The organism is Pseudodesulfovibrio mercurii (assembly GCF_000189295.2).
Lineage (GTDB): Bacteria > Desulfobacterota > Desulfovibrionia > Desulfovibrionales > Desulfovibrionaceae > Pseudodesulfovibrio > Pseudodesulfovibrio mercurii.
In genome coordinates, this window is sequence record NC_016803.1 from 79,340 (window position 1) to 100,442 (window position 21,103).

Annotated in this window: 19 protein-coding genes and 1 tRNA gene; 11 read left to right on the forward strand and 9 right to left on the reverse strand. The window is 67.7% G+C overall.

From position 1 onward, the window contains the following. Positions 1–32 precede the first annotated feature (32 nt). Positions 33–536: a MarR family winged helix-turn-helix transcriptional regulator gene (locus DND132_RS00380; RefSeq protein WP_041915637.1), complete on the reverse strand. Its 504-nt coding sequence runs from the start codon at positions 534–536 to the stop codon at positions 33–35. Positions 537–753: 217 nt separating this feature from the next. Here DND132_RS00380 and DND132_RS00385 point away from each other — a divergent pair, with 217 nt between their 5' ends. Together DND132_RS00385 and DND132_RS00390 are read left to right on the forward strand one after the other, a co-directional pair. Beyond that, positions 754–1,095, forward strand: a complete 342-nt coding sequence (locus DND132_RS00385; RefSeq protein WP_014320721.1) for a DsrE family protein — start codon at positions 754–756, stop codon at positions 1,093–1,095. Between the two features lie 95 nt (positions 1,096–1,190). Further along, positions 1,191–2,477 (forward strand): BamA/TamA family outer membrane protein, encoded by a 1,287-nt coding sequence (locus DND132_RS00390; protein ID WP_148266915.1) that lies wholly within the window; start codon positions 1,191–1,193, stop codon positions 2,475–2,477. A 58-nt stretch (positions 2,478–2,535) separates the two neighbouring features. On the opposite strand, the gene DND132_RS00395 is transcribed toward DND132_RS00390, so the two are convergent. Beyond that, positions 2,536–3,678 (reverse strand): alpha-D-ribose 1-methylphosphonate 5-triphosphate diphosphatase, encoded by a 1,143-nt coding sequence (locus DND132_RS00395; protein ID WP_238528232.1) that lies wholly within the window; start codon positions 3,676–3,678, stop codon positions 2,536–2,538. A gap of 309 nt (positions 3,679–3,987) precedes the next feature. On the opposite strand from DND132_RS00395, the gene DND132_RS00400 reads away from it, so the two are divergent. The 3 genes from DND132_RS00400 to phnE are packed head-to-tail and all read left to right on the forward strand — an operon-like array spanning position 3,988 to position 6,495. Then, complete coding sequence (locus DND132_RS00400) at positions 3,988–4,869, forward strand: phosphate/phosphite/phosphonate ABC transporter substrate-binding protein (protein WP_014320724.1); 882 nt, start codon at positions 3,988–3,990, stop codon at positions 4,867–4,869. Continuing rightward, positions 4,869–5,663: a phosphonate ABC transporter ATP-binding protein gene (locus DND132_RS00405; protein ID WP_014320725.1), complete on the forward strand. Its 795-nt coding sequence runs from the start codon at positions 4,869–4,871 to the stop codon at positions 5,661–5,663. Before DND132_RS00400 ends, DND132_RS00405 begins: the two co-directional genes overlap by 1 nt. Next, positions 5,656–6,495, forward strand: coding sequence for a phosphonate ABC transporter, permease protein PhnE (gene phnE, locus DND132_RS00410; protein ID WP_014320726.1), 840 nt, complete (start codon positions 5,656–5,658; stop codon positions 6,493–6,495). The genes DND132_RS00405 and phnE overlap by 8 nt, the downstream gene beginning before the upstream one ends. Here the strand turns inward: phnE and phnF are convergent, their stop codons facing one another. Next, positions 6,496–7,269 (reverse strand): phosphonate metabolism transcriptional regulator PhnF, encoded by a 774-nt coding sequence (phnF, locus tag DND132_RS00415; RefSeq protein WP_014320727.1) that lies wholly within the window; start codon positions 7,267–7,269, stop codon positions 6,496–6,498. It lies immediately after the preceding gene. 201 nt (positions 7,270–7,470) lie between these two features. Between phnF and cysC the strand changes: the two genes are divergently transcribed. Further along, on the forward strand, positions 7,471–9,162 hold the full coding sequence (cysC, locus tag DND132_RS00420) for an adenylyl-sulfate kinase (RefSeq protein ID WP_014320728.1): 1,692 nt from the start codon (positions 7,471–7,473) through the stop codon (positions 9,160–9,162). Between the two features lie 203 nt (positions 9,163–9,365). After that, positions 9,366–10,349: a hypothetical protein gene (locus DND132_RS00425; protein ID WP_014320729.1), complete on the forward strand. Its 984-nt coding sequence runs from the start codon at positions 9,366–9,368 to the stop codon at positions 10,347–10,349. Position 10,350: 1 nt separating this feature from the next. Here the strand turns inward: DND132_RS00425 and DND132_RS00430 are convergent, their stop codons facing one another. Then, positions 10,351–10,782 (reverse strand): Fur family transcriptional regulator, encoded by a 432-nt coding sequence (locus DND132_RS00430; protein WP_014320730.1) that lies wholly within the window; start codon positions 10,780–10,782, stop codon positions 10,351–10,353. 199 nt (positions 10,783–10,981) lie between these two features. Here DND132_RS00430 and DND132_RS00435 point away from each other — a divergent pair. Beyond that, a tRNA-Ser gene (locus DND132_RS00435) sits at positions 10,982–11,073 on the forward strand. A gap of 221 nt (positions 11,074–11,294) precedes the next feature. Here the strand turns inward: DND132_RS00435 and DND132_RS00440 are convergent. After that, on the reverse strand, positions 11,295–11,471 hold the full coding sequence (locus DND132_RS00440; protein ID WP_014320731.1) for an ATP-binding protein: 177 nt from the start codon (positions 11,469–11,471) through the stop codon (positions 11,295–11,297). A 536-nt stretch (positions 11,472–12,007) separates the two neighbouring features. On the opposite strand from DND132_RS00440, the gene DND132_RS00445 reads away from it, so the two are divergent. From DND132_RS00445 to DND132_RS00455, 3 genes are read left to right on the forward strand one after another with little or no spacing between them, the layout of a single operon-like run. Further along, positions 12,008–13,189 carry an efflux RND transporter periplasmic adaptor subunit gene (locus DND132_RS00445; RefSeq protein WP_014320732.1) on the forward strand — a complete coding sequence of 394 codons (1,182 nt, stop codon included), beginning with the start codon at positions 12,008–12,010 and terminating at the stop codon, positions 13,187–13,189. A gap of 2 nt (positions 13,190–13,191) precedes the next feature. Then, positions 13,192–15,135, forward strand: a complete 1,944-nt coding sequence (locus DND132_RS00450; RefSeq protein ID WP_014320733.1) for a MacB family efflux pump subunit — start codon at positions 13,192–13,194, stop codon at positions 15,133–15,135. A 15-nt stretch (positions 15,136–15,150) separates the two neighbouring features. Beyond that, the gene (locus DND132_RS00455) at positions 15,151–16,536 is read left to right on the forward strand and encodes an efflux transporter outer membrane subunit (protein ID WP_014320734.1); all 1,386 of its coding nucleotides are present in this window, start codon (positions 15,151–15,153) and stop codon (positions 16,534–16,536) included. Positions 16,537–16,633: 97 nt separating this feature from the next. Here the strand turns inward: DND132_RS00455 and DND132_RS00460 are convergent, their stop codons facing one another. The 4 genes from DND132_RS00460 to DND132_RS00475 form a co-directional block, all read right to left on the reverse strand. Next, entirely contained in the window at positions 16,634–17,332 is a 699-nt protein-coding gene (locus tag DND132_RS00460) for a molybdopterin-dependent oxidoreductase (protein ID WP_014320735.1), read from the reverse strand. A gap of 101 nt (positions 17,333–17,433) precedes the next feature. After that, complete coding sequence (locus DND132_RS17910) at positions 17,434–19,290, reverse strand: ATP-binding cassette domain-containing protein (RefSeq protein WP_014320736.1); 1,857 nt, start codon at positions 19,288–19,290, stop codon at positions 17,434–17,436. Next, positions 19,287–20,075, reverse strand: coding sequence for an ABC transporter permease (locus tag DND132_RS00470; RefSeq protein WP_014320737.1), 789 nt, complete (start codon positions 20,073–20,075; stop codon positions 19,287–19,289). The genes DND132_RS17910 and DND132_RS00470 overlap by 4 nt, the downstream gene beginning before the upstream one ends. Positions 20,076–20,090: 15 nt before the next feature. Further along, positions 20,091–21,068 carry an ABC transporter substrate-binding protein gene (locus DND132_RS00475; protein ID WP_014320738.1) on the reverse strand — a complete coding sequence of 326 codons (978 nt, stop codon included), beginning with the start codon at positions 21,066–21,068 and terminating at the stop codon, positions 20,091–20,093. Positions 21,069–21,103: the final 35 nt, after the last annotated feature.

The following is a 21,103-nucleotide window of genomic DNA, read 5'->3' on the forward strand; positions in this document are numbered from 1 at the left end:
AGCGTGCCGACTTCCTGTTGTTTGGTGAAGATTCACGCGCCTTGGGCGCGGAGCGGAAACAGCTTTTCGACCAGCCGCTTGAGCTCGTCCTTTTCCCCGTCGTCCAGGGGCGAGAGGGTCCGTTCCATGAGCGCGATGCATTCCGGCAGGACCCGCTCGATGAGCGCTGCGCCCGCCTGGGTCAGGACGAGCACGGTCTGCCGCCGGTCGCTGTCGTCCGGCTGCCGGGTGATCAGCCCCTGCTTCTCCAGGCGCTGGGTCAGCCCGGACATGGTCGCCCGGGTGATGCCCTGTTCCTCGGCCAGTTCCGAGGGCAGAGCCCGCCAGACCTCCCGGCGCCGCAGGAGCATGAGCACGATCCAGCGGCTGTGGCTCAGGCCGTGCCGGTCGAGCAGACGGTCCAGGTGGAACAGGCATTCGCTGCCCAGGGCGAGGAGCCGGATGAACGTCTGCACCCCGGTCACGTCGGCCTGGGGGAACATGCACCGCAGACGGTCGATCATCTCGGCGTCGGGAAAGTCCTTGAGGAAAAACATGCCTCTCATTTTAGTTAGGAAGCTAATTACTGTCAAGGGGCGGCGGCGACCGGCCTGGTCCCCCTTGACGGATTCCGTGGTTTTCACGAGTATCGTCCTGCCCCGGCGTGTTGTCTCGCCGCGTGAACGCTTTTCGCCGGGGCCGCGGCCCGCGTCCGCGCGGCCCGTTCATCAACCCTTTCAGCCCAATTCGGCTTTCCCCTCCGAGGTGACGGATATGCGGTACGACGTCCTGTTTCATTTCGATCACGACCGCCAGGCCCTGGATATCGCCTTCAGCAACATCATGAACTACCTGGCCGCCTTTCCCGAAGACCAGCCTGCCGTGGCCCTGGTGGTCAACGGGCCGGGCGTGCTCTTCCTGGACCGCGACGGCGAGTATGCTGAGCGGTTCCGCGAAGCGATCGCCAAGGGCGTGGCCGTGAAGGTCTGCAACAACGCCCTGCGCAAGTTCGAGATCGATCCCGAGCGGCTTTGTCCGGGGTGTGTGGTGGTGCCCGCCGGGGTGGTGGAGATCGTCGAGTTGCAGCGCCAAGGGTTCGCCTACGTGAAACCATGACCTGCCGGGGAGACGACCAGCGCATGCGCCCGCCCGCCGGTGCGCCGCCCGGACCCGCACGCGCGCCGTTGTGGCGCGCCCTGCGGTGGGTCCGCGTGCTGCCGTTGCTCTGGCTGGCCTGGGCCGTGCTCGCCGGGCCCGTCCCGGTGCGGGCCGAGAGCTTCGGGCCCGCCCTCATCCGCAAGGCCGGTCCGGAAACCGACACGACCGGCGGGGACGCCAAGGAGCAGGGCGACGAGGACGGGGAGGAGAAGCCCACCCGCTCGATCCTGGTGCCTTTCGCCTTCCGTTCGGACCTCGTGGGGCTGGCCGTGGGCATCGGGGGCGGGATCACCGGGTTCCAGGACGGGCAGATGAGCGTGGCGGGCACCGGCTACGTCTCGACCCAGAAGGCGGCGGTGGTCATCGGGGCCGTGTCCAACTACCGGGTCTGGAACACGGAGCGGATTTTTCTGGACACCATCGGCTCCCTGGGCACCTATCCCCACCTGTGGATATTTTCCGGTTCCGATGGCGCGGGCAACAACGCCTCGCAGAAGACCGACCGGCTCAGCGGGCGGGGCCACGACAACTGGCTGGAGGCCAAGTTCAAGTACGTCCTGCCCTGGGGCGGCGGCGCGGACGACCCCATCGCCGACTACCGGCTGCGGGACGGCATGCTTGTCGCCGGGGCCACGGGCGGGGGCGACTGGAACCCGCTGAAGGGCGGCCTGACCTACCTCGACGTGACCCCGTTCTACCGCGACCAGACCATCAAGGAGAGCGATTCCGAGCCGGTGGTCTACGAGACCGCGGGCGTCCGCCTGGGGCTGCGCCACGACAACACCGACTTTCCCCTGAACCCGACCACCGGGAGCAAGCAGAAGATCGCCCTCAGCCAGGGGTTCGACGTCATGGCGGACAGCGTCAACTGGACCGCCCTGGAGGGCGAGTGGAGCAGGTTCTTTTCCCTGGGCCCGTCCGACTCGGCGCGCCAGCGCGTGATCGGCATCGACGTCTGGACCGTCGGGACCCTGTCCGGCCAGCGCCCGCCGCCCTTCGAGGGGGCGACCCTGGGCGGCATCGACCGCATGCGCGGCTTCGACAACAACCGCTTCAACGACCGGGCGGCCCTCTACTACGGGTTCGAATACCGCTACATGCCCCGCTGGAATCCGCTGAAGAACCTCCGGCTGGCCAAGGTGGACTGGGTCCAGGTGACCCTGTTCGGGGAACTCGGCCGGGTGGCCGACGAGTGGAACCTGCTGACCCTCAACAAGGACATGAAGTACGACGCCGGGGTGCGCTTCTCGGCGCTGATCAACGACTACCTCGGCCGCGCCGACTTCGCCTTTTCCCCGGAGACCTGGCACATCCGCGTCATGGTCGGCCTGCCGTTCTGAGCGGACGCCGGGGCGGGCTGCGGCCTGACGCCCCCGCCGTCTCCGGGAGCGGGCCGGCCTAGCCCATGAGGTCGCCCGCGCTGAACACGGGCGCGCCTTGGCGCATGGTCAGGACGGCGCAGGGCAGGGCCGGGTCCGCGTCGTCCACCACCACCAGGTCGGCGCGTCGGCCCGGTTCGATGGCCCCCCGGTCGGTCAGGCCCACGGCCTTGGCCGGACCGGCGGAGACCAGCCCCCACGCCTCGGGGAAGGGACAGACCTTTTCCCGGGCCAGGGCGAAGGCGGCCTGGAGCAGGGAGGGGTAGAAGTAGTCCGAGGTCAGGACGTCGCACAGCCCCATGCGCACGGCGTCGCGGGCCATGAGCCGGTTGATGTGGCTCTTGCCCCGGAGCGCGTTGGGCGCGCCCAGGACCACCTTGCCGCCGAGTTCGCGGGCGGTGCGGGCCGTGGCCTCGTCCAGGGGAAATTCCGAGATGGCGCAGCCCAGCCCGTGGTACCAGGCGCGCGTGGCCGGGTCCGGATCGTCGTGGGAGGCCATGGGGATGTTGCGTTCCACGGCCGCCCCGGCCAGCCGCTCTATGCCTGCGGGCACGGCTTCGGCGCGCTCCCTGATCTCGGTGATCCGGGCGATGAACTGGTCCCGGTTCAGGCCGGTGCGGTCCAGGTAGCCGGACATCTTGGCGTAGCGGTCCAGGTTGGAGAACATGGCGTCGATGTGGTCGTTGAAGGCGAGCATGTCCACGAGCCCGTCGCGCAGCCAGGCCTGCACCTCGTTCAGGGCCGGGAGGTTGTAGGTCTCGAAGCGCAGGTGCAGCCGGGTGTCGCAGCCCAGGCGGCCGCGCACGGCGGCGAAGTCGGACAGAAATGCGTGGGCCGCGTCGCGGCTGCGCAACCCCGGCTCCCAGGAGACGGTCAGGCCGTGGAAGGCGGTGGTGATGCCGTTGGCCGTCATGGTCCGGTCCGTGTCCAGGAGCCCCAGGGCCCGCTCGAAGGAGACCCCGGCGCGCGGCATGATGTGCCGCTCGAAGCCGTCCCCGTGCAGGTCCACGATGCCGGGCAGGACGAGTCTGCCCCGGACGTCCAGTGAAGGTTGCCCATTGCGGGCGCCGCCCAGTTCGCGGATGACCCCGTCGGCCACGGTGATGTCCGTCCGCCGCACGTCGCCGTCCGGGAGCAGTACGCGTCCGTTTCGAATCTGCATATCCATCCATCATCCTTTTTTTCGTCACGTGGTTCATGAACATCGCGCGGCCGTCGGGCGACGGTCCCGTGACGCGGTCCGGCCCGCGCCGTCCGTCCGGAACGGGACCGCGACCGGTCCCGCCGGGGAGCCATGTTCGTCGAGGAGGGTGGCGGAAGTAAAGCAGTAGACAGGTGGCCGATCTGTCTAGGGGAAGTTCGTCTGTTGTACGTCCAACCGCAATCCGGCCGTAACCCGGCGGCCATACTCTGTGACCGAACAAACCGTCGGCATGGGCCGACGCAACCGGAAATCATGGAGAGAGATGCAATGAAACGTTCTGTCGTCACCCTGTTGTCGGCCCTGCTCATGGTCCTGGCCATGTCCACCTGGGCCCTGGCCGCCGAGACCGTTCGCCTGGCCGTCACCGACCTGGAAGGCATGGAGGAGCTCCAGCGGGAGTTCGGCGTGTTCAAGGAGAAGCTGGGCAGCCTGACCGGCTACGATTTCGAGTTCTTCCCGGTCAACAACCGCACGGCCGCCGTGGAGGCCCTCAAGTCCCAGCGGGTGGACTTCGTCCTGACCGGCCCGGCCGAGTACGTGGTCTTCAAGAAGCGCGTCAACGCCGAGCCCGTGGTCGGCTTTTCCCGGCCCGACTACTTCGGCTCGATCATCGTCCTGGCCTCCAGCGGGATCAACTCGGTCACGGACCTGAAGGGCAAGAAGGTGGCCATGGGCGACGTCGGCTCCACCTCCAAGCACCTGGCCCCCATGCAGATCCTCAAGGACAACGGACTCGATCCCCTGAAGGACGTCAAGACCCTGCACGTGGACTACAAGGTCGGCTTCGAGGCCCTCAAGCGCGGCGACGTGGCCGCCTTCGCCACCACCAACGACAAGTTCCTGAAGATGCGCTCCAAGGACAAGCAGCTTCCGGCCGGGGCCTTCAAGGTCATCGCGCGCGGTCCGGACCTGCCCAACGACGTGCTCGTGGTCGGCCCCCACGTGGACAAGGACGTGGTCGCCAAGGTGCGCGCCGCGTTCGCGGACCACTCCGACGAGATGGTCGCCGCCATCCTGACCGGCGAGGACAACCAGAAGTACAAGGGCATGGTCTTCCTGCCCCAGGTCAAGGACGCGGACTACAACTACGTGCGGTCCATGTACGCCACCATCGGCTATCCCCAGTACTCCGACTTCGTGGGTGACTGATGCTCAAGTTCAATACGTCCGCCGGGGAGACGCCCCCGGCGGTCATGGTCGATGAACACAGGGAAATCCGGGTCGAAGGGCTGGTCAAGTCCTTCGGCCGGGTCACGGTTCTGGACGGCGTGGACCTGACCGTGAACAAGGGCGAGGCCGTGGCCCTGGTCGGGTCCAACGGCGCGGGCAAATCGACCCTGCTGCGCTGCCTGCTGCGGCTCATCGAGCCCACGGGCGGGTCTCTTGAAATGGGCGGGGTGGACGTCATGGCCCTGCGCCGGCCCGGCCTGCGCAAGCTGCGCAGCCAGGTGGGCTTCGTCTTCCAGAAACACAACCTGGTGCCGCGCCTGACCGCCCTGACCAACGTGCTCCACGGAGCCCAGAGCCGCAAGCGCGGCCCGAGGGTCTGGTGGCACATGCTGGCCACCGACGGGGAGCGCCAGGAGGCCATGCGCTGCCTGCAACTGGTCGGGCTGTCGCACGTGGCCGAGCAGCGCGTGGACCAGCTGTCCGGCGGCCAGTCCCAGAGGGTGGCCATCGCCAGGGCGCTCATGCAGCGGCCCAGGATCATGTTCGCGGACGAGCCCGTGGCCAGTCTCGACCCCAACGCGGGCGAGGAGGTCATGCGCCTGTTCGTGGACCTCATCCGCAGCCGGGGGCTGACCCTGGTCTACACCTCCCATTCGGTGCGCCACGCCCTGGAGTACTCGGACCGGGTCATCGGCCTGCGCGACGGGCGCATCGAGATGGACAGCGCGTCCAGGGACCTGGACCCGGAAACCCTGCGGAGGATCTATGGCTGACCATACCCGGGAAGGAAATCGTTTCGTCTTCGACGGCCAGGCCGCGGACCCGGCGCTGCTGCCCATCCGCTTCCCCCGGCCCAGCGCCCTGGCCTTCGCGCTCTACGCCGCCGGGCTGGCCTTCTTCGTCGTCTCCATGCGCAACATCAACTTCTCCCTGGCCGAGTTCGTGCACGGCTTCCCGTACATCGTGGACCTGGTCTCCGAGATGTTCCCGCCGTCGCTCAGGCGCGTGGACGCGGTGGCCCTGTCCCTGCTGGAGACGTTGCAGATGGCCCTGGTGGGCACGGTCTTCGGGGTGGCCTTCAGCCTGGTCCTGGGCATCCTGGCCTGCAAGAGCCAGAGCCCCAACAAGGTGCTCTATTTCCTGTCCAGGAATCTCATCGCCCTGTTCCGGACCGTGCCCGACCTGATCTGGGCGCTGTTCTTCGTGGTCATGGTCGGCCTGGGGCCGTTCGCGGGCACCCTGGCCATCATGGTGGACACCATGGGGTTCTGCGGCCGGTTCTTCGCCGAGGCCATGGAGGAGGTGGACAAGGGCCCGCAGGAGGCCCTGGAGGCCCTGGGGGCGAGCCGGCTGGGCACGGTCATCTGCGCGGTAATCCCGGCGGCCCTGCCTTCGTTCGTGAACACGGCCCTGTTCAGCCTGGAAAAGGCCACGCGCTCCTCGGTGGTCCTGGGGCTGGTCGGGGCGGGCGGCATCGGCATCGAGCTCAAGGTCTCCATGGACATGTTCATGTACTCCGAGGCCTCGACCATCATCCTGCTGATCTTCGTCCTGGTCCTGGCGGTGGAGCAGCTCTCGTCCCGCCTGCGGCGGATGATCCTCTGATCAGTCCAGGAAGGTCTTGATGACCAGTTCGATCTTGTCGCCGCCGTAGCGGGTGATGCCGAAGTCCACGGGCACGCCCAGCTCGTCCACGTTGACCGATTTGGTCTCCAGCACCGGGCGGTGCCGGGTCAGGCCGAGGAGCCGGGCCTCCTCCGTGGTCGGCTGGCGGGTCAGGATGCGGGTCTCCTCGCGGAAGTAGTCGGCCACGCCGTGGGCGTCGAGGCAGCGGGTGATGGAGCCGGTTTCACGGAAGGTCTCGTGGATTCCGGCGAAGCGCGGCCTGGGGAAGTAGTGGGTGGTCAGAGACAGGGGGCGGCCCTCGGCCTCGCGCAGGATTTCGAGCCTGGAGACCTGGGCTTCGGGTCGTATCTGGAGGGCCCTGGACACGGCCTCCCCGGCCTCCACCACGGCATGGCCGATGAGCACGCCGCCGTGGGAGCGGTTCAGCCGGTTCAGGTTGTCGCTGAACCGCGTGCGCCGCGAGACCATGTACTCGACCACGTGCTCGCTGACAAAGGTGCCCCTGCCTTTCTCGGACCGGACCAAATCGCGTTCCTGGAGGTGGGACAGGGCGCGGCGGACCGTGTGCCGGTTGACGCCGTACCACTTGGCCAGGGTGCTCTCGGCGGGCAGTTGGTCGCCCCGGAGGAAGCGGCCCCGCAGAATCTCCCGCTCCAGGGCCGCCGCGATCTGCCGCCACAGGGGGGAGCGGAGGTTGCGGTCCAGGGAAAATCGCCGGTCGGCGTCGTCGGCAGGGTAATGCAGTCCGCTCATGGGTTCGGTCCATGACATCAAATCGAGTGATTGTCTGTACCGGTGGCGTTACGATTTTCGGGGGGCGGTCCGCCCTTGCGCATGAAGATAAACGATAGTAAGTGCTTGCTTGGGTACGTGTTCGGACTGCCATGGTCCGGGACACGGCCCGGCGTCCACGGCCATTCCGGACCTGTCGTACAACATGCGAGAACCGAGACGATGCAGTATACCGATTCCCTGCCCGCGCACAACGCGGAGAACCTGCTGGTCCATTTCCGCCGGGTGGAGCTCCTCAAGGAGCGGGCCACCGAGTTCAAGTCCGTCAACCTGAATCCCCGCCAGCTCTGCGACCTGGAGATGCTCCTCAACCGGGCCTTCTACCCCCTGGACGGCTACCTCGGCCGGAAGGACTACGAGTCGGTCCTGGAGAGCATGCGCCTGAGCGACGGGACCCTGTGGCCCCTGCCCCTGTGCCTGGGCGTGAGCGCGGAGTTCGCCGCGAGCCTGACGCCGGGCGAGAGCGTGGCCGTGCGCGACGCCGAGGGGTTTATGCTCGCCGTGCTGACCGTGTCCGAGGTCTGGAAGCCGGACCTTGCGGCCGAGGCCGCGGCCATCCGGGGCGAGGGCGCGCTGCCCGGACCGGAGGACGGCTGCTCCTGCGGCCTGGCCGAACCGTGGTACATCGGCGGCCGGGTGGAGGGCGTGTCCTTCCCCCAGCGCTACGACTTCACCGAGATCCGCCTGACCCCGGCCGAGGTCCAGCGATCCTTCGTCCAGAAGGGATGGCGCAAGGTCCTGGCCGTGCAGGCGGGCAGGCCGCTGCACAAGGCGGACCGGGCCATGCTCGAGGAGATCGCCCGGGACCAGGGGGCCAGCCTGCTGCTCTCGCCCCTGCTCAAGCCGTCCATGTATTTCAGCGTGTCCCACTTCAGCCTGGTGCGCAGCTTCCAGCAGTTCACCGAGACCTTTCCCCGGAGCATGGCCAAGCTGAACCTGACCCCGTGGTTCGAGCGCCACATGGGTCCGCGGGGCGCGCTGCTCCGGGCCATCGTCAACAAGAACTACGGCTGCACCCACATGCTCGTCTGGGACGCCGCCAAGGCCGAGCCGAGGCAGAACGCCCTGTCCGAGGAGTACGAGGCGCACATCCGCTGGCTCATGGACCATGCGGCGGACACCGGCATCACCCCGGTGGCCGAGCACTGCATGGCCCTGGACCGGGCCTCGGGCCAATACGTGCGCTCGGACACGGGCGGGCTGTGCGCCAACGACCACGACGCGGTGGTGGACCTGCTCTCGCGCGGCGAGCCCGTGCCGGACTGGATGTCCTTCCCCGGCGTGCTCAAGGAGCTGTCGCGCACGTACAAGCCGCGCCGGGAGCAGGGGTTCACCCTGTTCTTCACCGGCCTGTCCGGGGCGGGCAAGTCCACCCTGGCCAAGGTCCTGTTCGTCAAGCTCCTGGAGCTGAACAGCCGCCCCGTGTCCCTGCTCGACGGCGACATCGTGCGCACCAACCTGTCCAGCGAGCTGTCCTTCAGCAAGGAGCACCGCAACCTGAACGTGACCCGCATCGGCTTCGTGGCCAGCGAGATCGTCAAGAACGGCGGGGTGGCCATCTGCGCGCCCATCGCGCCCTACGCCGAGTCCCGGCGGCACGCCAGGGCGGCGGTGGAGGAGTACGGCGGGTTCATCGAGATCCACGTCAGCACGCCGCTGGCCGTCTGCGAGCAGCGCGACCGCAAGGGCATCTACGCCAAGGCCAGGGCGGGCATCATCAAGGGGCTGACCGGCGTGGACGACCCGTACATCGAGCCCGAGAACCCGGAGCTGCGCATCGACACCTCGGAGCTGACCCCCAACGAGGCGGCCCACGAGGTCCTGCTCTACCTGAGCGAGCACAAGTACCTCTGATCGCGGGAACGCGCCCCCGGATGGCCGTGGGTATGTCCTTGTATTCAGGGTGGTTGTGGCATCCATTTCGGCGCGGCTGGCGGACGGTGTCCGGGGCGGCGGGCCCGGTCCGGTCCGGGAGTGTGCCGGAAGGTATTGAAATTGCAGAGGGTCCGGAGTAGAGGCAACGAGCGTCAACCTCTTGAACCGCGACCGGTGGTAAGATGGTCCGATTCCTGGCCCAGTCCAATTACCTGCGCGAGGTGCAGCGCACCTTCGGCGGCGGCTATTTCAACGTCTCGGAACTGCTGTTCCGAACGCTGTCCGTGGCCGTTCCCATGGTCGTGGTCTACGTCCTGTGGCGCTACCGGCTGCTCATCCTGCACGTGCTCGGACGCTGGGCGGCCCGGTTGCTCCGGCGGCGCAAGCGCCGCGCCGTGGAGAACTACCTGGTTTCGCGGGGCGTGGTCCTGGAGGTCTGCCTGTACACGGGCGGGGCGGTGGGCCGGAAGCTCTGCGACGCGCGCGTGGCCAGCGTGGCCGGGGGCAAGATGCAGCTCCAGCTGCTCGACGCGAACCCCACCTTCACCCAGCTCAAGTACCAGCCGGTCATCTGCTTCACCCGGCCCTTCGCCTATGCGGGCAGCCGCATCAACGCCTTCGTCACCCTGGTGGCCCGCGTGCGCAAGCGCGGCGTGGTCCTCAAGGAACTGAGCCTGCTCACGCCGGTGCGTTACCGGTTCATTTTGCGGCGGCGGCACTCCCGCCAGCGGGTCGCCCGCGAGGGCGCGGTCCGGGTCAAGGCGTGGAGCGGCGCCAGGGCGCGGACCTTCTGGATGCTCCGCCCGGAGCTGCAGACCGTGAACAACCCGGCCCGCTACGACGACAGCACCCGGCTGGCCGTGGAGAACATCTCGGCGGGCGGCATGCGTCTGTACATCGTCAATCCCAAGGGGGGGATGCCGCCCCTGGACAAGGGCAGCCAGCTGGTCCTGCGGGTCAGCGTGTGGAGCCCGAAGACGCGCAAGTACTCGTTTTTCACGGTGCTGGGCGCCATCCGCAGCCGTTTTTCCGGGCGGGGCGGGGCCATCGGGCTGGGCGTCCAGTTCGTGGCCGAGGGCGAAAAGGTGAACAACCGCTACACGTGGCACGCCGTGCACGGCGAGATTCCGGCCCTGGCGCGGTTCCTGGCCGGCATCGAGGAATAGGCTATTTCTTGCGGCACTCCGGGCACAGGCCGTAGAGATACATCTTGTGGCGCAGGAGGGTGAAGCCGTGCTCCCTGGCCAGCTGCTCCTGGCGGCGCTCGATGACCTCGTCCACGATCTCGATGTTCTTGCCGCAGTTCTCGCAGATGAGGTGATCGTGGTGGTCCTTGCCGTAGCAGGGCTCGTAGCGGGTCACGCCGTCGGCGAAGTCCAGGGGCTCGATCAGCCCGGAGTCGCTGAGCAGCTTGAGGGTTCGGTAGACCGTGGCCTGGCCGATGGAGGCGTCCCGTTTCTTGACCAGGGCGTAGAGCTCCTCGGAGGAGAGGTGGTCATTCTTCCTGAGCAGGGTATCGAGGATGACCCGCCGCTGGGGGGTCATCTTCAGGTTCTCGGCGGCCAGGTATTCGGCAAAGACTTCTTGCGGGGTTTTCATGGGATATCCCGTCGTTTTGTTTGAATTTCAGTCAATTCTTCCCATACGTGAAGCGCCACAAGGTGTCAAACGCGAATGCATCCGGCGGGGAATAGCCCCGGCCTTCCGCCCGATCCCCTTTTGTTCCTTGACATTCCGGGATACGGTTTCTACAAACGGTATCCCACAAATCGGCGTCCCACCCCGCGCCGATCCCAAAGGAGAGGTGGCAGAGCTCGGTTTAATGCGCTGGTCTTGAAAACCAGAGACGGGGCGACTCGTCCGGGGGTTCGAATCCCTCCCTCTCCGCCAGGAATATCAGTGGCTTGTCTCGAATGAGATAAGCCACTTTTTTATTGGTGCGTTACGGTAAAACGTGTCCGGCGTTTGCGCCGGGGGGGCGCTGTCGTCCGGTTCTGGGAGGGGGCACCGATAGTTATGCTTTTCCCATGCAAAACGGCACCTGAAGGATTTCAGGTGCCGTTTTGGGACCGACCGGCGGTCAGGGAGACCTCCGGATCGGGGAATTGCCGCTACTCCTCTTCGCTGATCGCGTTGAAGCCGCATTCGGCTTCGCAGGAGCCGCAGTCGATGCAGTCTTCGGTGATCTCGTAGTAGTTTTTGCCCTCGGGGTGGATGATGGCGTCGGAAGGACAGACGCTCTGGCAGGCGCCGCAGAACTGACATTCATCGGGATTGATCTTATGCATTTTTTCTCCTCTCAAAAATGATAATAACCATATGTATTTCAAAGCGAAAAGATATACGTCCGAATAACGGGGTGTCAATCAAAACCTGTGGACCGTTTTCCGTTTGGAACGCGGAGGAGGGGCCTGCTACAAGAATGAAGGCTGTTCATATTTGGTCAAGAATGTCGAGTTGTTCACAGGGGCGCAGAGGGTGCCTAATTCTGCCGAATTTGTCATTCGCGTCGTCGCCCACGCGGAAGGGTTTCCGATCGGAAAGCGCGCGTTGAAGAAAAAATGCAGTGCCGAAGCGTTTTTTCGGAGGAAACGCGGAGGGCGGGGAACGGCCGTTTTTTCATTTCTCGGCTCCTTGGTCTGCGGCCGGGTTTGCGGACGTCCGGATGTCCCGGCGGTGGAGCTTTTCCGCCGCCGTTTTTACACTTTTTTACAATTTCTGAGTATCCTTTAACCCCTCTGGACCGAAGAATACCCTATGGTGCTTGCACCAAGCGGGCGATGTCGCCCGTGAACGTACAACCGTAAGGCATTTTGGAGTCCATATGAAATGGTTATACAAGGCGGCCGCCGTTCTCGTCCTCGTCGGGCTGGGCGTGGGCGTCAAGCTGTACTTCTTTCCCGCATCGGCGCCCATGCAGTATCTGACCTCGCCCGTGACCCGGGGCGACGTCCAGGAGACGGTCCTGGCCACCGGGACCCTGACGGCCTTCAAGCAGGTCAGCGTGGGCGCCCAGGCCTCGGGCCAGGTCAACTCCCTCAAGGTGGAGCTGGGCGACGCGGTCAAGGAGGGCGACCTCATCGCCGAGATCGACGCCCAGTCCCAGGAGAACGCCCTGCGCATCGCCGAGGCCGACCTGGAGAAGATCAAGGCCGAGCGGGCAGCCAAGGTGGCCACCCTGCAACAGGCCCAGTCCGAGTACACCCGCCAGCAGAAGATGCTCAAGTCCAAGGCCACCTCGCGCCAGGATTACGAGGACGCCCAGGCCACCCTGGCCGAGACCAGGGCGGACATCGCCTCCCTGGACGCCCAGATCGTGGCCGCGGCCATCGACGTGGACACGGCCAGGGTTGACCTCGGCTACACCAAGATCACCGCGCCCATGGACGGGGTGGTGGTGGCGGTCGTCACCAAGGAGGGCCAGACCGTGAACGCGGCCCAGTCCACGCCGACCATCGTCAAGCTGGCCCAGCTCGACACCATGACCGTGGAGTCCGAGGTCTCCGAGGCGGACGTGGTCCACGTCAAGCCCGGCCAGAAGGTCTATTTCACCATCCTCGGCGAGCCGGACAACAAGTACGAGGCCACCCTGCGGAGCATCGAGCCCGCGCCTTCGTCCATCCTGACGGACGACGACGGCACGACCACCAGCTCCAGCGACGAGGCCATCTACTACAACGCCCTGTTCGACGTGGCCAACCCGGACCACAAGCTGCGCATCTCCATGACCGCCGAGGTGACCATCGTGCTCGACGAGGCCAGGAACGTCCTGCTTATCCCCGAGAGCGCCCTGGGCGACAAGGACAAGCAGGGGCACTACTCGGTCCGAGTCCTGACCCAGGACAACCGGGCCGAGGTCCGCGGCGTGCGCACGGGGCTCTCGGATTCGGTCAACATCCAGGTCCTGGACGGCCTGACCGAGGGCGACCTGGTCATCCTGGGCGAGGCCGATGCCGACACCGTGGTCAGCCAGTCGAGCCGCCGCCACGGGCCCATGGGGTTCTAACCATGCCGCTGCTGCACATCGAGAACCTGCGCAAGGAATACCCGGCGGGCGACCAGCCCATGGCCGTGCTCAAGGACGTGAACCTGAGCATCGAGGCCGGGGAGATGGTCGCCATCGTCGGGGCCTCGGGTTCGGGCAAGTCCACGCTGATGAACATCCTGGGCTGCCTGGATTCCGCCACCAGCGGGACCTACCGCATCGCGGGCCGGGACGTGTCCGAGCTGGACGCCGACGAACTGGCGCGGCTGCGGCGCGAGCATTTCGGCTTCATCTTCCAGCGCTACCACCTGCTTTCCTCGCTGACGGCGCTGGACAACGTGGAGATGCCCGCCATCTACGAGGGCATGGCCCCGGCGGCGCGCCGGAAACGGGCGGCCGAGCTGCTCCGGCGGCTGGGCCTCGGGGACCGCATCAACTACCGGCCCGGCCAGCTTTCCGGCGGCCAGCAGCAGCGGGTGTCCATCTCGCGCGCCCTGATGAACGGCGGTCAGGTCATCCTGGCCGACGAGCCCACCGGGGCCCTGGACAGCCACAGCGGCCGCGAGACCATGAACCTTCTGACCGAACTCAACGCCGAGGGGCACACCATCGTGGTCGTGACCCACGATATGGAGGTGGCCGCCTTCGCCCGCAGGATCATCGAGATCCGCGACGGCGAGATCATCTCGGACCGGGCCAACGAGGCCGCGCCCCCGGCCGCGCCCGCCGCGAGCCGTCCGGAGCCGGTCAAGCGCAACGCCGTGGCCTGGCTGGACCAGGCGCGCGAGCTGCTGCGCATGGCCCTGTCGGCCATGGCCGCGCACAAGCTGCGCACCTTCCTGACCATGCTCGGGATCATCATCGGCATCGCCTCGGTGGTCTCGGTGGTGGCCCTGGGCCAGGGCTCGCAGCAGCGCGTGCTGAACGACATCAGCGCCATCGGCACCAACGTCATCGACATCTTTCCGGGCGAGGACTTCGGCGACCGCCGGTCCGGGAACATCCACACCCTGGTGCCCTCGGACGCCGATGTCCTGGCCCGGCAGTCCTATGTGGACAGCGTCACGCCCAAGGTCTCCACCTCGGTGGACCTGCGCTACCGCAACGTGGACGTGGACGCCTCGGTCTCGGGCGTGAACGAACTGTACTTCCGGGTCTACGGCTACGAGATGGACCAGGGTCGGTCCTTCGACGCCGACATGGTCCGCAAGATCGGCCAGGTGGCGGTCATCGACCAGAACACGTACAAGCGGCTGTTCAGCGCGGGCGAGCAGGTGGTGGGCAAGGTCATCATCCTGGGAAGCGTGCCCTGCCGGATCATCGGCGTGACCAAGGCGAAGCAGACCTTCGGCCCCAACAGCGACTCCCTGAACATATGGGTGCCGTACACCACGGCCATGCACCGCATGATCGGCCAGTCCTACCTCGGCAGCATCACCGTGCGGGTCAAGGACGGCGCGCCCATGCAGGCCGCCGAGCAGGGCATCAATCACCTCCTGACCCGCCGGCACAAGCTCAAGGACTTCTTCATCATGAACACGGACACCATCCGCAAGACCATCGAGAGCACCACCCAGACCATGACCCTGCTCATCTCGGCCATCGCGGTCATCTCCCTGGTGGTCGGCGGCATCGGGGTGATGAACATCATGCTCGTGTCCGTGACCGAGCGGACCCGCGAGATCGGCGTGCGCATGGCCGTGGGCGCGCGGCGCGGCGACATCATGAGCCAGTTCCTCATCGAGGCCGTGCTGGTCTGCCTGCTGGGCGGCGTCCTCGGCATCCTCCTGGCCCTGGGGGTGGGCGTGCTCGTGGCCGAAAGCGGCAGCAGCTACACCATGGTCTATTCCACGGCCTCCATGGTCCTGGCCTTTGTCTGCTCCACCCTCATCGGCGTGGCCTTCGGCTACCTCCCGGCCCGCAGCGCATCGCGCCTGGACCCGGTGGACGCCCTGGTCCGCGAATAACAAACGGAAACATTCATGCATAGATACATCGTTTCGCTCCTGCTTCTCCTCCTGCCCCTGTCCGGTTGCGGGGCGCTGCTCAAGACCGACTTCACCCCGCCGGAGACGACCACGCCCGCGCAGTGGACCGCGTCCGCCGCCGAGGTCTCCCCGGCCGCGACCTGGCCCACGGACTTCGGCGACCCGGCCCTGACCCGGCTGGTGGCCCTGGCCCTCGAGCGCAACAACGACCTGGCCGCCGCGGCCATCAAGGTGCGCAAGGCCCAGTACCAGGCCGGACTGGCCTGGGAGGACATGACCCCGAACCTGTCCGCCTCCCTGGGCACGGACAGCGAAAAGTCCCTCAAGCGGGGCGGCTGGGACACGGATTATTCCGCCAAGTTCGGCATCAGCTGGGAGGCCGACCTGTGGGGCAGGCTCTCCAGCGCGCGCGACTCGGCCGAGTGGGAGGCCCTGGCCACGGAGCAGGACCGCCAGGGCACGGCCCTGTCCCTGGTGGGCACGACCATGAAGCTCTACTGGGGCATCGCCTACGACAACGTGCGGTTGCAACTCAGCGAGAGCAACATCGAGTCGTCCCGGCAGACCCTGGCCCTGACCGAGTCCCAGGAGCGGTGGGGCGCGGCCTCGTCCCTGGAGGTCAACCAGAGCCGCCAGGACCTGGCCAGCCTGCTGGCCACCAACCAGACCCTGCGCCAGGCGCGCCAGGAGGACATCAACGCCCTGGCCGTGCTTTTCGACATGCCGCCGGGCAAGACCATGGCCGACCCGGAGACCCTGTCCATGGCCGCGCTTCCGCCCATCCCGGCGGGACTGCCCGCCCAGCTCCTGGGCCGCCGCCCGGACCTGCGCGCGGCCGAGCTGCGGCTGCGCGAGTACCTGGCCGACACGGACGCGGCCAAGGCCGACTTCTATCCCCCCCTGACCCTGACCGGCTCGCTGGGCAGCGCCAGCACCGAGCTGTCCGACCTGCTGAACAACCCCGTGGCCGCCCTGGTCTCCAGCCTGACCTTTCCGTTCCTCAACTGGAACACCCTGCAGCTGCAGCTCAAGGTCTCCCAGGCCGACTTCGACGAGGCCGTGGTCAACTTCCGCCAGACCCTGTACGAGGCCATGAAGGAAGTCGAGGACGCCCTGTCCAACCGCGACCGCCTGGCCGAGCGGGCCAACCATCTGGCCGAGAATCTGACCGCCGCCCGCGAGGTGGAGCGGATCTACGAGGTCCGTTACAAGGCTGGCTCCGGAACTCTCAAGGACTGGCTGGACGCCCAGGACACCCGGCGCATCGCCGAGCAGTCCGCGGCCGAGAACCTGTACAGCCGGCTGACCAACTACGTGACCCTGTACCAGGCCCTGGGCGGCGAGCCGCCCCGGACGGAGACCGTGGCCCAGACCAAATGATCGGGGCGGGGCGGTTGCCCGCGTCCCCGGCCTTGAACGCGAAAGGGCCCGTCTCAAGGGAGACGGGCCCTTTTCGCGCCGGAGCGGACCGGGCCGCCTAGCGCGAGTAGCGTTCCTCCTTCCAGGGGTCGGCGGAGTTGCTGTAGCCGCGCTTTTCCCAGTAGCCGCGTTCGTCGCGGGCGACGATCTTGATCCCTTCCACCCACTTGGCGCTCTTGTAGAAGTAGCGGTCCGGGACCACCCCGCGCACCGGGCCGCCGTTGGGGCCGGGCAGGGGCGCGCCGAACAGGCTGTGGGCCAGGAACACGTCCGGCTTGCTGGCTTCGGTCAGCGGGATGCTCGTGGTGTAGCCGTGGGCGGCCTGGAAGACGACGAACCGGGCGTCCGCCGTGGGTTGCGCGCGGTCGAGGATGGTGGAGAGCGACACGCCGCGCCAGGCGGCGTCCAGGAGGGTCCAGCCGGTCACACAGTGGACGTCGCAGGTGAAGTCCTGCTGGCCGAGGTCCATGAGCCCCTGGAAATCGAGTTCAAGCGGGGTCGCGACCTCGCCTTGGACGCGCAGGGCGAAGTCCTCGGGCCGGGGCGAGCCGGGCCTGCCGCCCATGTCCTCGATGCGTTCGATCACGGTCTGGCCCGGCGGGACGCGGGGGCGTCCGTCGGGCCGGAGCAGTCCGGCCAGTTCCGCCTGCCGGGCCTCGGCCACCGTGGCGAACAGGCCGGGCAGACCTATGGCGACCACGGTTCCGGCGGCCACGGACAGGAACTCGCGCCGGGACAATCGGGCTTTCTCGTTCATGCATCCTCCTTGCGGGTTGCGGCCGGGCCGTGCGGGACCGGCACTTTGCCATGTTCCCATGTTGGCAAAGAGCGATGCAAAGGACAAGGAAAAAGCGCGGGCTAGTTGGCCAGCCCCTTCAGGCTCGGGCCGAGCAGGGTCTCCACCTGCTTGGGGCCGAGGTCCATGCGGTAGAACAGCTTGTAGAACTCCCTGGTCTCCCGGATCATGTCCCAGCCGAACCACTCGGGGTAGAGCAGGTTGGTCAGCCAGATCAGCCCCATGAGCCGGTTCACGGACGGCGGCCGGTCGAACCAGTGGTACATGCCCGCCGGAGGCTCGAACACGGCCTGGTTGCGCACGGCCTTGAGCCGGGACCAGAAGGGATCGGTCCGGATTCGGTTGTACAGCCGTTGCGGAGACTTGCCTTCGTCCGAGAGCATGACGACCACGTCCGGGTCCCAGCGGGCCAGGTCCGTGGCGCAGACCGGGGTGCGGCCGCAGCCGCGCTGCTCGTGCACCTCGGCCACGTTCACTCCGCCCGCGTATTCGATGAGCTCGCCGTGGCGGGAGCGCCGGGGCTCGGTGAGCAGGCCGGTGGGGGACTGGGCGTAGTAGACCGTGCGCCGCTCGCCCAGGGGGATGCCCGCCACGGTCCGGACGATCCGGTGGAATTTCTCCTCGAAATAGTCGGCCAGGAGGTTGCCCCGGTCGGGCACGCCGAGGAGCGCGCCCACGCGCCGCAGGACCTCGCCGGTGCGGTCCAGGCCCCCGTCGTAGACGAGCACCGGGATGCCCAGCTCCTGTTGCAGCCGGTCGGCCTGGGCCACCTCGACCTCGTCCAGGGCGAACAGGGTCAGGGAGAGGATCAGGTCCACGCCGCGCTGTCCGACGGCCTCCCTGTCCAGGGTGGTCTTGCCGCCGCCGAAGTTGCCGCCCATGACCCCGAGGACCGGCAGGGAGAGGTATTCCGGGCTCGCCAGCATGCGCTCGGGCGGCATGGGGGGCATGCCCAGCCCCGCGATCCTGTCCGGGGCCAGGGCGAAGAGCAGGGCCGTGACCATGGGGTTGTAGCCGAAGACCCGCTTGAGTTCCGTCCTGACCAGGACCTTGCGCCCGGCCATGTCCGTGGCCAGGGTCGTCTCGGGCAGGTGCACGGGCTTGAATTCCACCATACTCACCTCGTTGGTTGCCGGTATGCCGGTTGGTTCGGGGGGCGTCGGGGCGTCCCCGTGGTTGCCGAAGGCCGCCCGCACGGGCGGGGCGGCCAGGAGTTCGGCGGTGGTCCGTCGGACGAAGTCCGCGTCCCGGTCCGCCGGGGACCGGTCGATGGCCTGGTCGTGGACCACGCGGCCGGGGGACGGGGCCAGGATGACCACGCGGTGGCTCAGGCGGACCGCCTCGGCCGGGTCGTGGGTCACGAACACGGCGGCCAGGCCGCGCTCCTCCATGAGGGACCGGACCAGGTCCTGGAGTTCGCGCCTGAGGCCCACGTCCAGGGCGCTGAACGGTTCATCCAGGAGGAGCAGGTCCGGCTCCACGGCCAGGGCTCTGGCCAGGGAGACCCGCTGGCGCATGCCGCCGCTCAGTTCATGGGGAAATTTCGCCAGGTCGCCGGGGTTCAGGCCCATGCGCCCGGCCAGCCGCCGGGCCCGGTCCAGGCGGTCCGCCCTGGGCACGCCCAGGGCCTTGAGCCCGAAGGCGATGTTGTCCACGGTGCGACGCCAGGGAAGCAGCCTCGGCTCCTGGAAGACGCAGGCCGTGTGCGCGAAGGTGTTGACCACCCGCCCCCGGCCGGGCGCGAGCAGTCCGGCGGCCATGTGCAGCAGGGAGGTCTTGCCGCAGCCCGAGCGGCCCGCCAGGGCCAGGACCTCGCCGGGCAGCACGCGCAGGCTGACGTCGGCCAGCACCGGCCCGTCGCCGTAGTCGTGGTGGACGTGCTCCCAGGCCAGCACGGGACCGTCTTGCGTGGCGGTCATGATGACCGGACCGTGCGGCGCCAGGGCTCCAGGCGCCGTTGCAGGGGGTCGAGCAGGAGCAGGTCCACGGCCAGGAGCATGGCCAGCAGGACGATGATCCAGGCAAGGACGTCGGCGGTCTCCAGGTTGACCCGGGCCAGGGCCAGGTCCGCGCCGATGCCGTCGGTGGAGGCCAGCAGCTCGGCCATGACCGCCACCTTCCAGGACAATCCCAGGGCCGTGACCCAGCCGGGGAAGAGGTAGGACAGGATGTGCGGCAGCCGCACGTCCAGGAAGAGCATGGCCGGGGGCGTGTCGAAGGAGCGGCCCATGTCCTCGAGCCCTCGGTCGCGGGTGCGCGCGCCCTCCACGGCCACGGCGAAGACGATGGGCAGGGCGGTGACCACCACGGTGAACACCGGGGTCAGGCCGGTGGTGCCGAACCAGAGCATGGCCAGGACGATCCAGGCGATGGGCGGGATGCCCAGGAGCATGGCCGTGATGGGCCGGAGGGTCCGGGCCAGGGCGGGGTGGAGTCCGGCCAGGATGCCGACGGTGCTGCCGAGCACGGCGGCCACGGCGAAGCCGCCCAGGGCGCGCCCGGCCGTGACCAGGGCCGCCTTGCCCACCGCGCCCTCCAGGGTCAGCCGCCAGAGCGCCCGGCAGGCCTCAAGGGGCGAAGGAAGGATGAACGGGCCGTAGCACAGGCTGCCGACCCACCACAGGGCGAGGAAGAGCGCCACGCCCAGGGCGGGGTAGCGCAGGTCCCGCAGGGCGGACCGGACCGTGCTCGCGGCGCGGGACATCCTCCCTCCCGTTGCCTAGCCCAGGTAGAAGGCGTCGTCCGGCAGCTTGCCGCCCGTCAGTTTGGGCGACAGCTCCATCAGGGCCTTGTAGTAAAATTCCAGGTCCTTGCGGGCCTCGGCGGCGGGGAGACGCCGGATGGGGAAGGTCTCCAGGGATTTTTGCAGGACCGGGGCCTTGAGCCCGAAGAAGTCGGCGGACTGTTGGGCGGCCTCGGCCGGGTGGGCGTTGATCCAGTCCACGGCCTGGCCGATGCCGGTCCGGAGCGCGGCCACGGTCTGCGGTTCCTTCTCCGCCATGGAGGCCTGGCAGATGGTCCCGCCCAGGGGCAGGAACAGGGTGTTGCCGGTGACCTTTTCCCAGACGTCCTGGAGCACGATGCGGTGCAGCTCCATGCCGGACGCCTTGGCCTTGAGCACGGCCGCCATGGCCGCCGGCTCGGGCAGCAGGACCGTGTCCGCGCGCTTGGACAGAAGCATCTGCAACGCCTCGAATGGCGAGTCCGCGTAGGAAACGGTCATGTCCGCGTCCGGGTCGATGCCCTGCTTCGCGGCCAGGTAGCGGACGATGGTGTCCGGGATGTCCCCCCGGTAGAAGAGCAGGACCTTCTTGCCCTTGATGTCCGTGAAATCCTTGACGGACGGATCGCGGGTCAGGAGGCTGAGGATGCCGCCGTTGTTGACGTCCAGGAGGCGGACCGGCAGCCCTTTGTTGTACAGGATGGCGGCGGCGTTGGCCGGGGCGGCCGAGACCTGGGCCTCGCCCGAGACCATCCAGGCGCGCATGATGTCCGGGTTGCGCCACTGCTTCATCTCCATTGCGGGCAGCCCGGCCGGGGACTGTTGGGCCAGGCGGACCAGGGGGAGGCTCAGGGGCGCGGGCGGGCCGGACAGGACCAGCTTTTCCGGTGCGGCCAGGACCCGGTGGGCGGACAGGAAGGGGAACAGGGCCAGGGCCCCGGCGCTCATGGAGAGAAAATGCCTGCGTGTGATCATCGGTGGACTTCCTTGCAAAAGGGGTTGGGCGTGGA

Coding starts and splice junctions, on each gene's coding strand:
- DND132_RS00460 (WP_014320735.1), bottom strand. CDS start 17,332: ATGAACGAGAAAGCCCGATTGTCCCGGCGCGAGTTCCTGTCCGTGGCC.
- phnF (WP_014320727.1), bottom strand. CDS start 7,269: ATGAGCGGACTGCATTACCCTGCCGACGACGCCGACCGGCGATTTTCC.
- DND132_RS00400 (WP_014320724.1), top strand. CDS start 3,988: ATGAAACGTTCTGTCGTCACCCTGTTGTCGGCCCTGCTCATGGTCCTG.
- DND132_RS00470 (WP_014320737.1), bottom strand. CDS start 20,075: ATGTCCCGCGCCGCGAGCACGGTCCGGTCCGCCCTGCGGGACCTGCGC.
- DND132_RS00455 (WP_014320734.1), top strand. CDS start 15,151: ATGCATAGATACATCGTTTCGCTCCTGCTTCTCCTCCTGCCCCTGTCC.
- DND132_RS00385 (WP_014320721.1), top strand. CDS start 754: ATGCGGTACGACGTCCTGTTTCATTTCGATCACGACCGCCAGGCCCTG.
- DND132_RS00425 (WP_014320729.1), top strand. CDS start 9,366: ATGGTCCGATTCCTGGCCCAGTCCAATTACCTGCGCGAGGTGCAGCGC.
- phnE (WP_014320726.1), top strand. CDS start 5,656: ATGGCTGACCATACCCGGGAAGGAAATCGTTTCGTCTTCGACGGCCAG.
- cysC (WP_014320728.1), top strand. CDS start 7,471: ATGCAGTATACCGATTCCCTGCCCGCGCACAACGCGGAGAACCTGCTG.
- DND132_RS00430 (WP_014320730.1), bottom strand. CDS start 10,782: ATGAAAACCCCGCAAGAAGTCTTTGCCGAATACCTGGCCGCCGAGAAC.
- DND132_RS00440 (WP_014320731.1), bottom strand. CDS start 11,471: ATGCATAAGATCAATCCCGATGAATGTCAGTTCTGCGGCGCCTGCCAG.
- DND132_RS00445 (WP_014320732.1), top strand. CDS start 12,008: ATGAAATGGTTATACAAGGCGGCCGCCGTTCTCGTCCTCGTCGGGCTG.
- DND132_RS17910 (WP_014320736.1), bottom strand. CDS start 19,290: ATGACCGCCACGCAAGACGGTCCCGTGCTGGCCTGGGAGCACGTCCAC.
- DND132_RS00405 (WP_014320725.1), top strand. CDS start 4,869: ATGCTCAAGTTCAATACGTCCGCCGGGGAGACGCCCCCGGCGGTCATG.
- DND132_RS00475 (WP_014320738.1), bottom strand. CDS start 21,068: ATGATCACACGCAGGCATTTTCTCTCCATGAGCGCCGGGGCCCTGGCC.
- DND132_RS00380 (WP_041915637.1), bottom strand. CDS start 536: ATGTTTTTCCTCAAGGACTTTCCCGACGCCGAGATGATCGACCGTCTG.
- DND132_RS00395 (WP_238528232.1), bottom strand. CDS start 3,678: ATGCAGATTCGAAACGGACGCGTACTGCTCCCGGACGGCGACGTGCGG.
- DND132_RS00450 (WP_014320733.1), top strand. CDS start 13,192: ATGCCGCTGCTGCACATCGAGAACCTGCGCAAGGAATACCCGGCGGGC.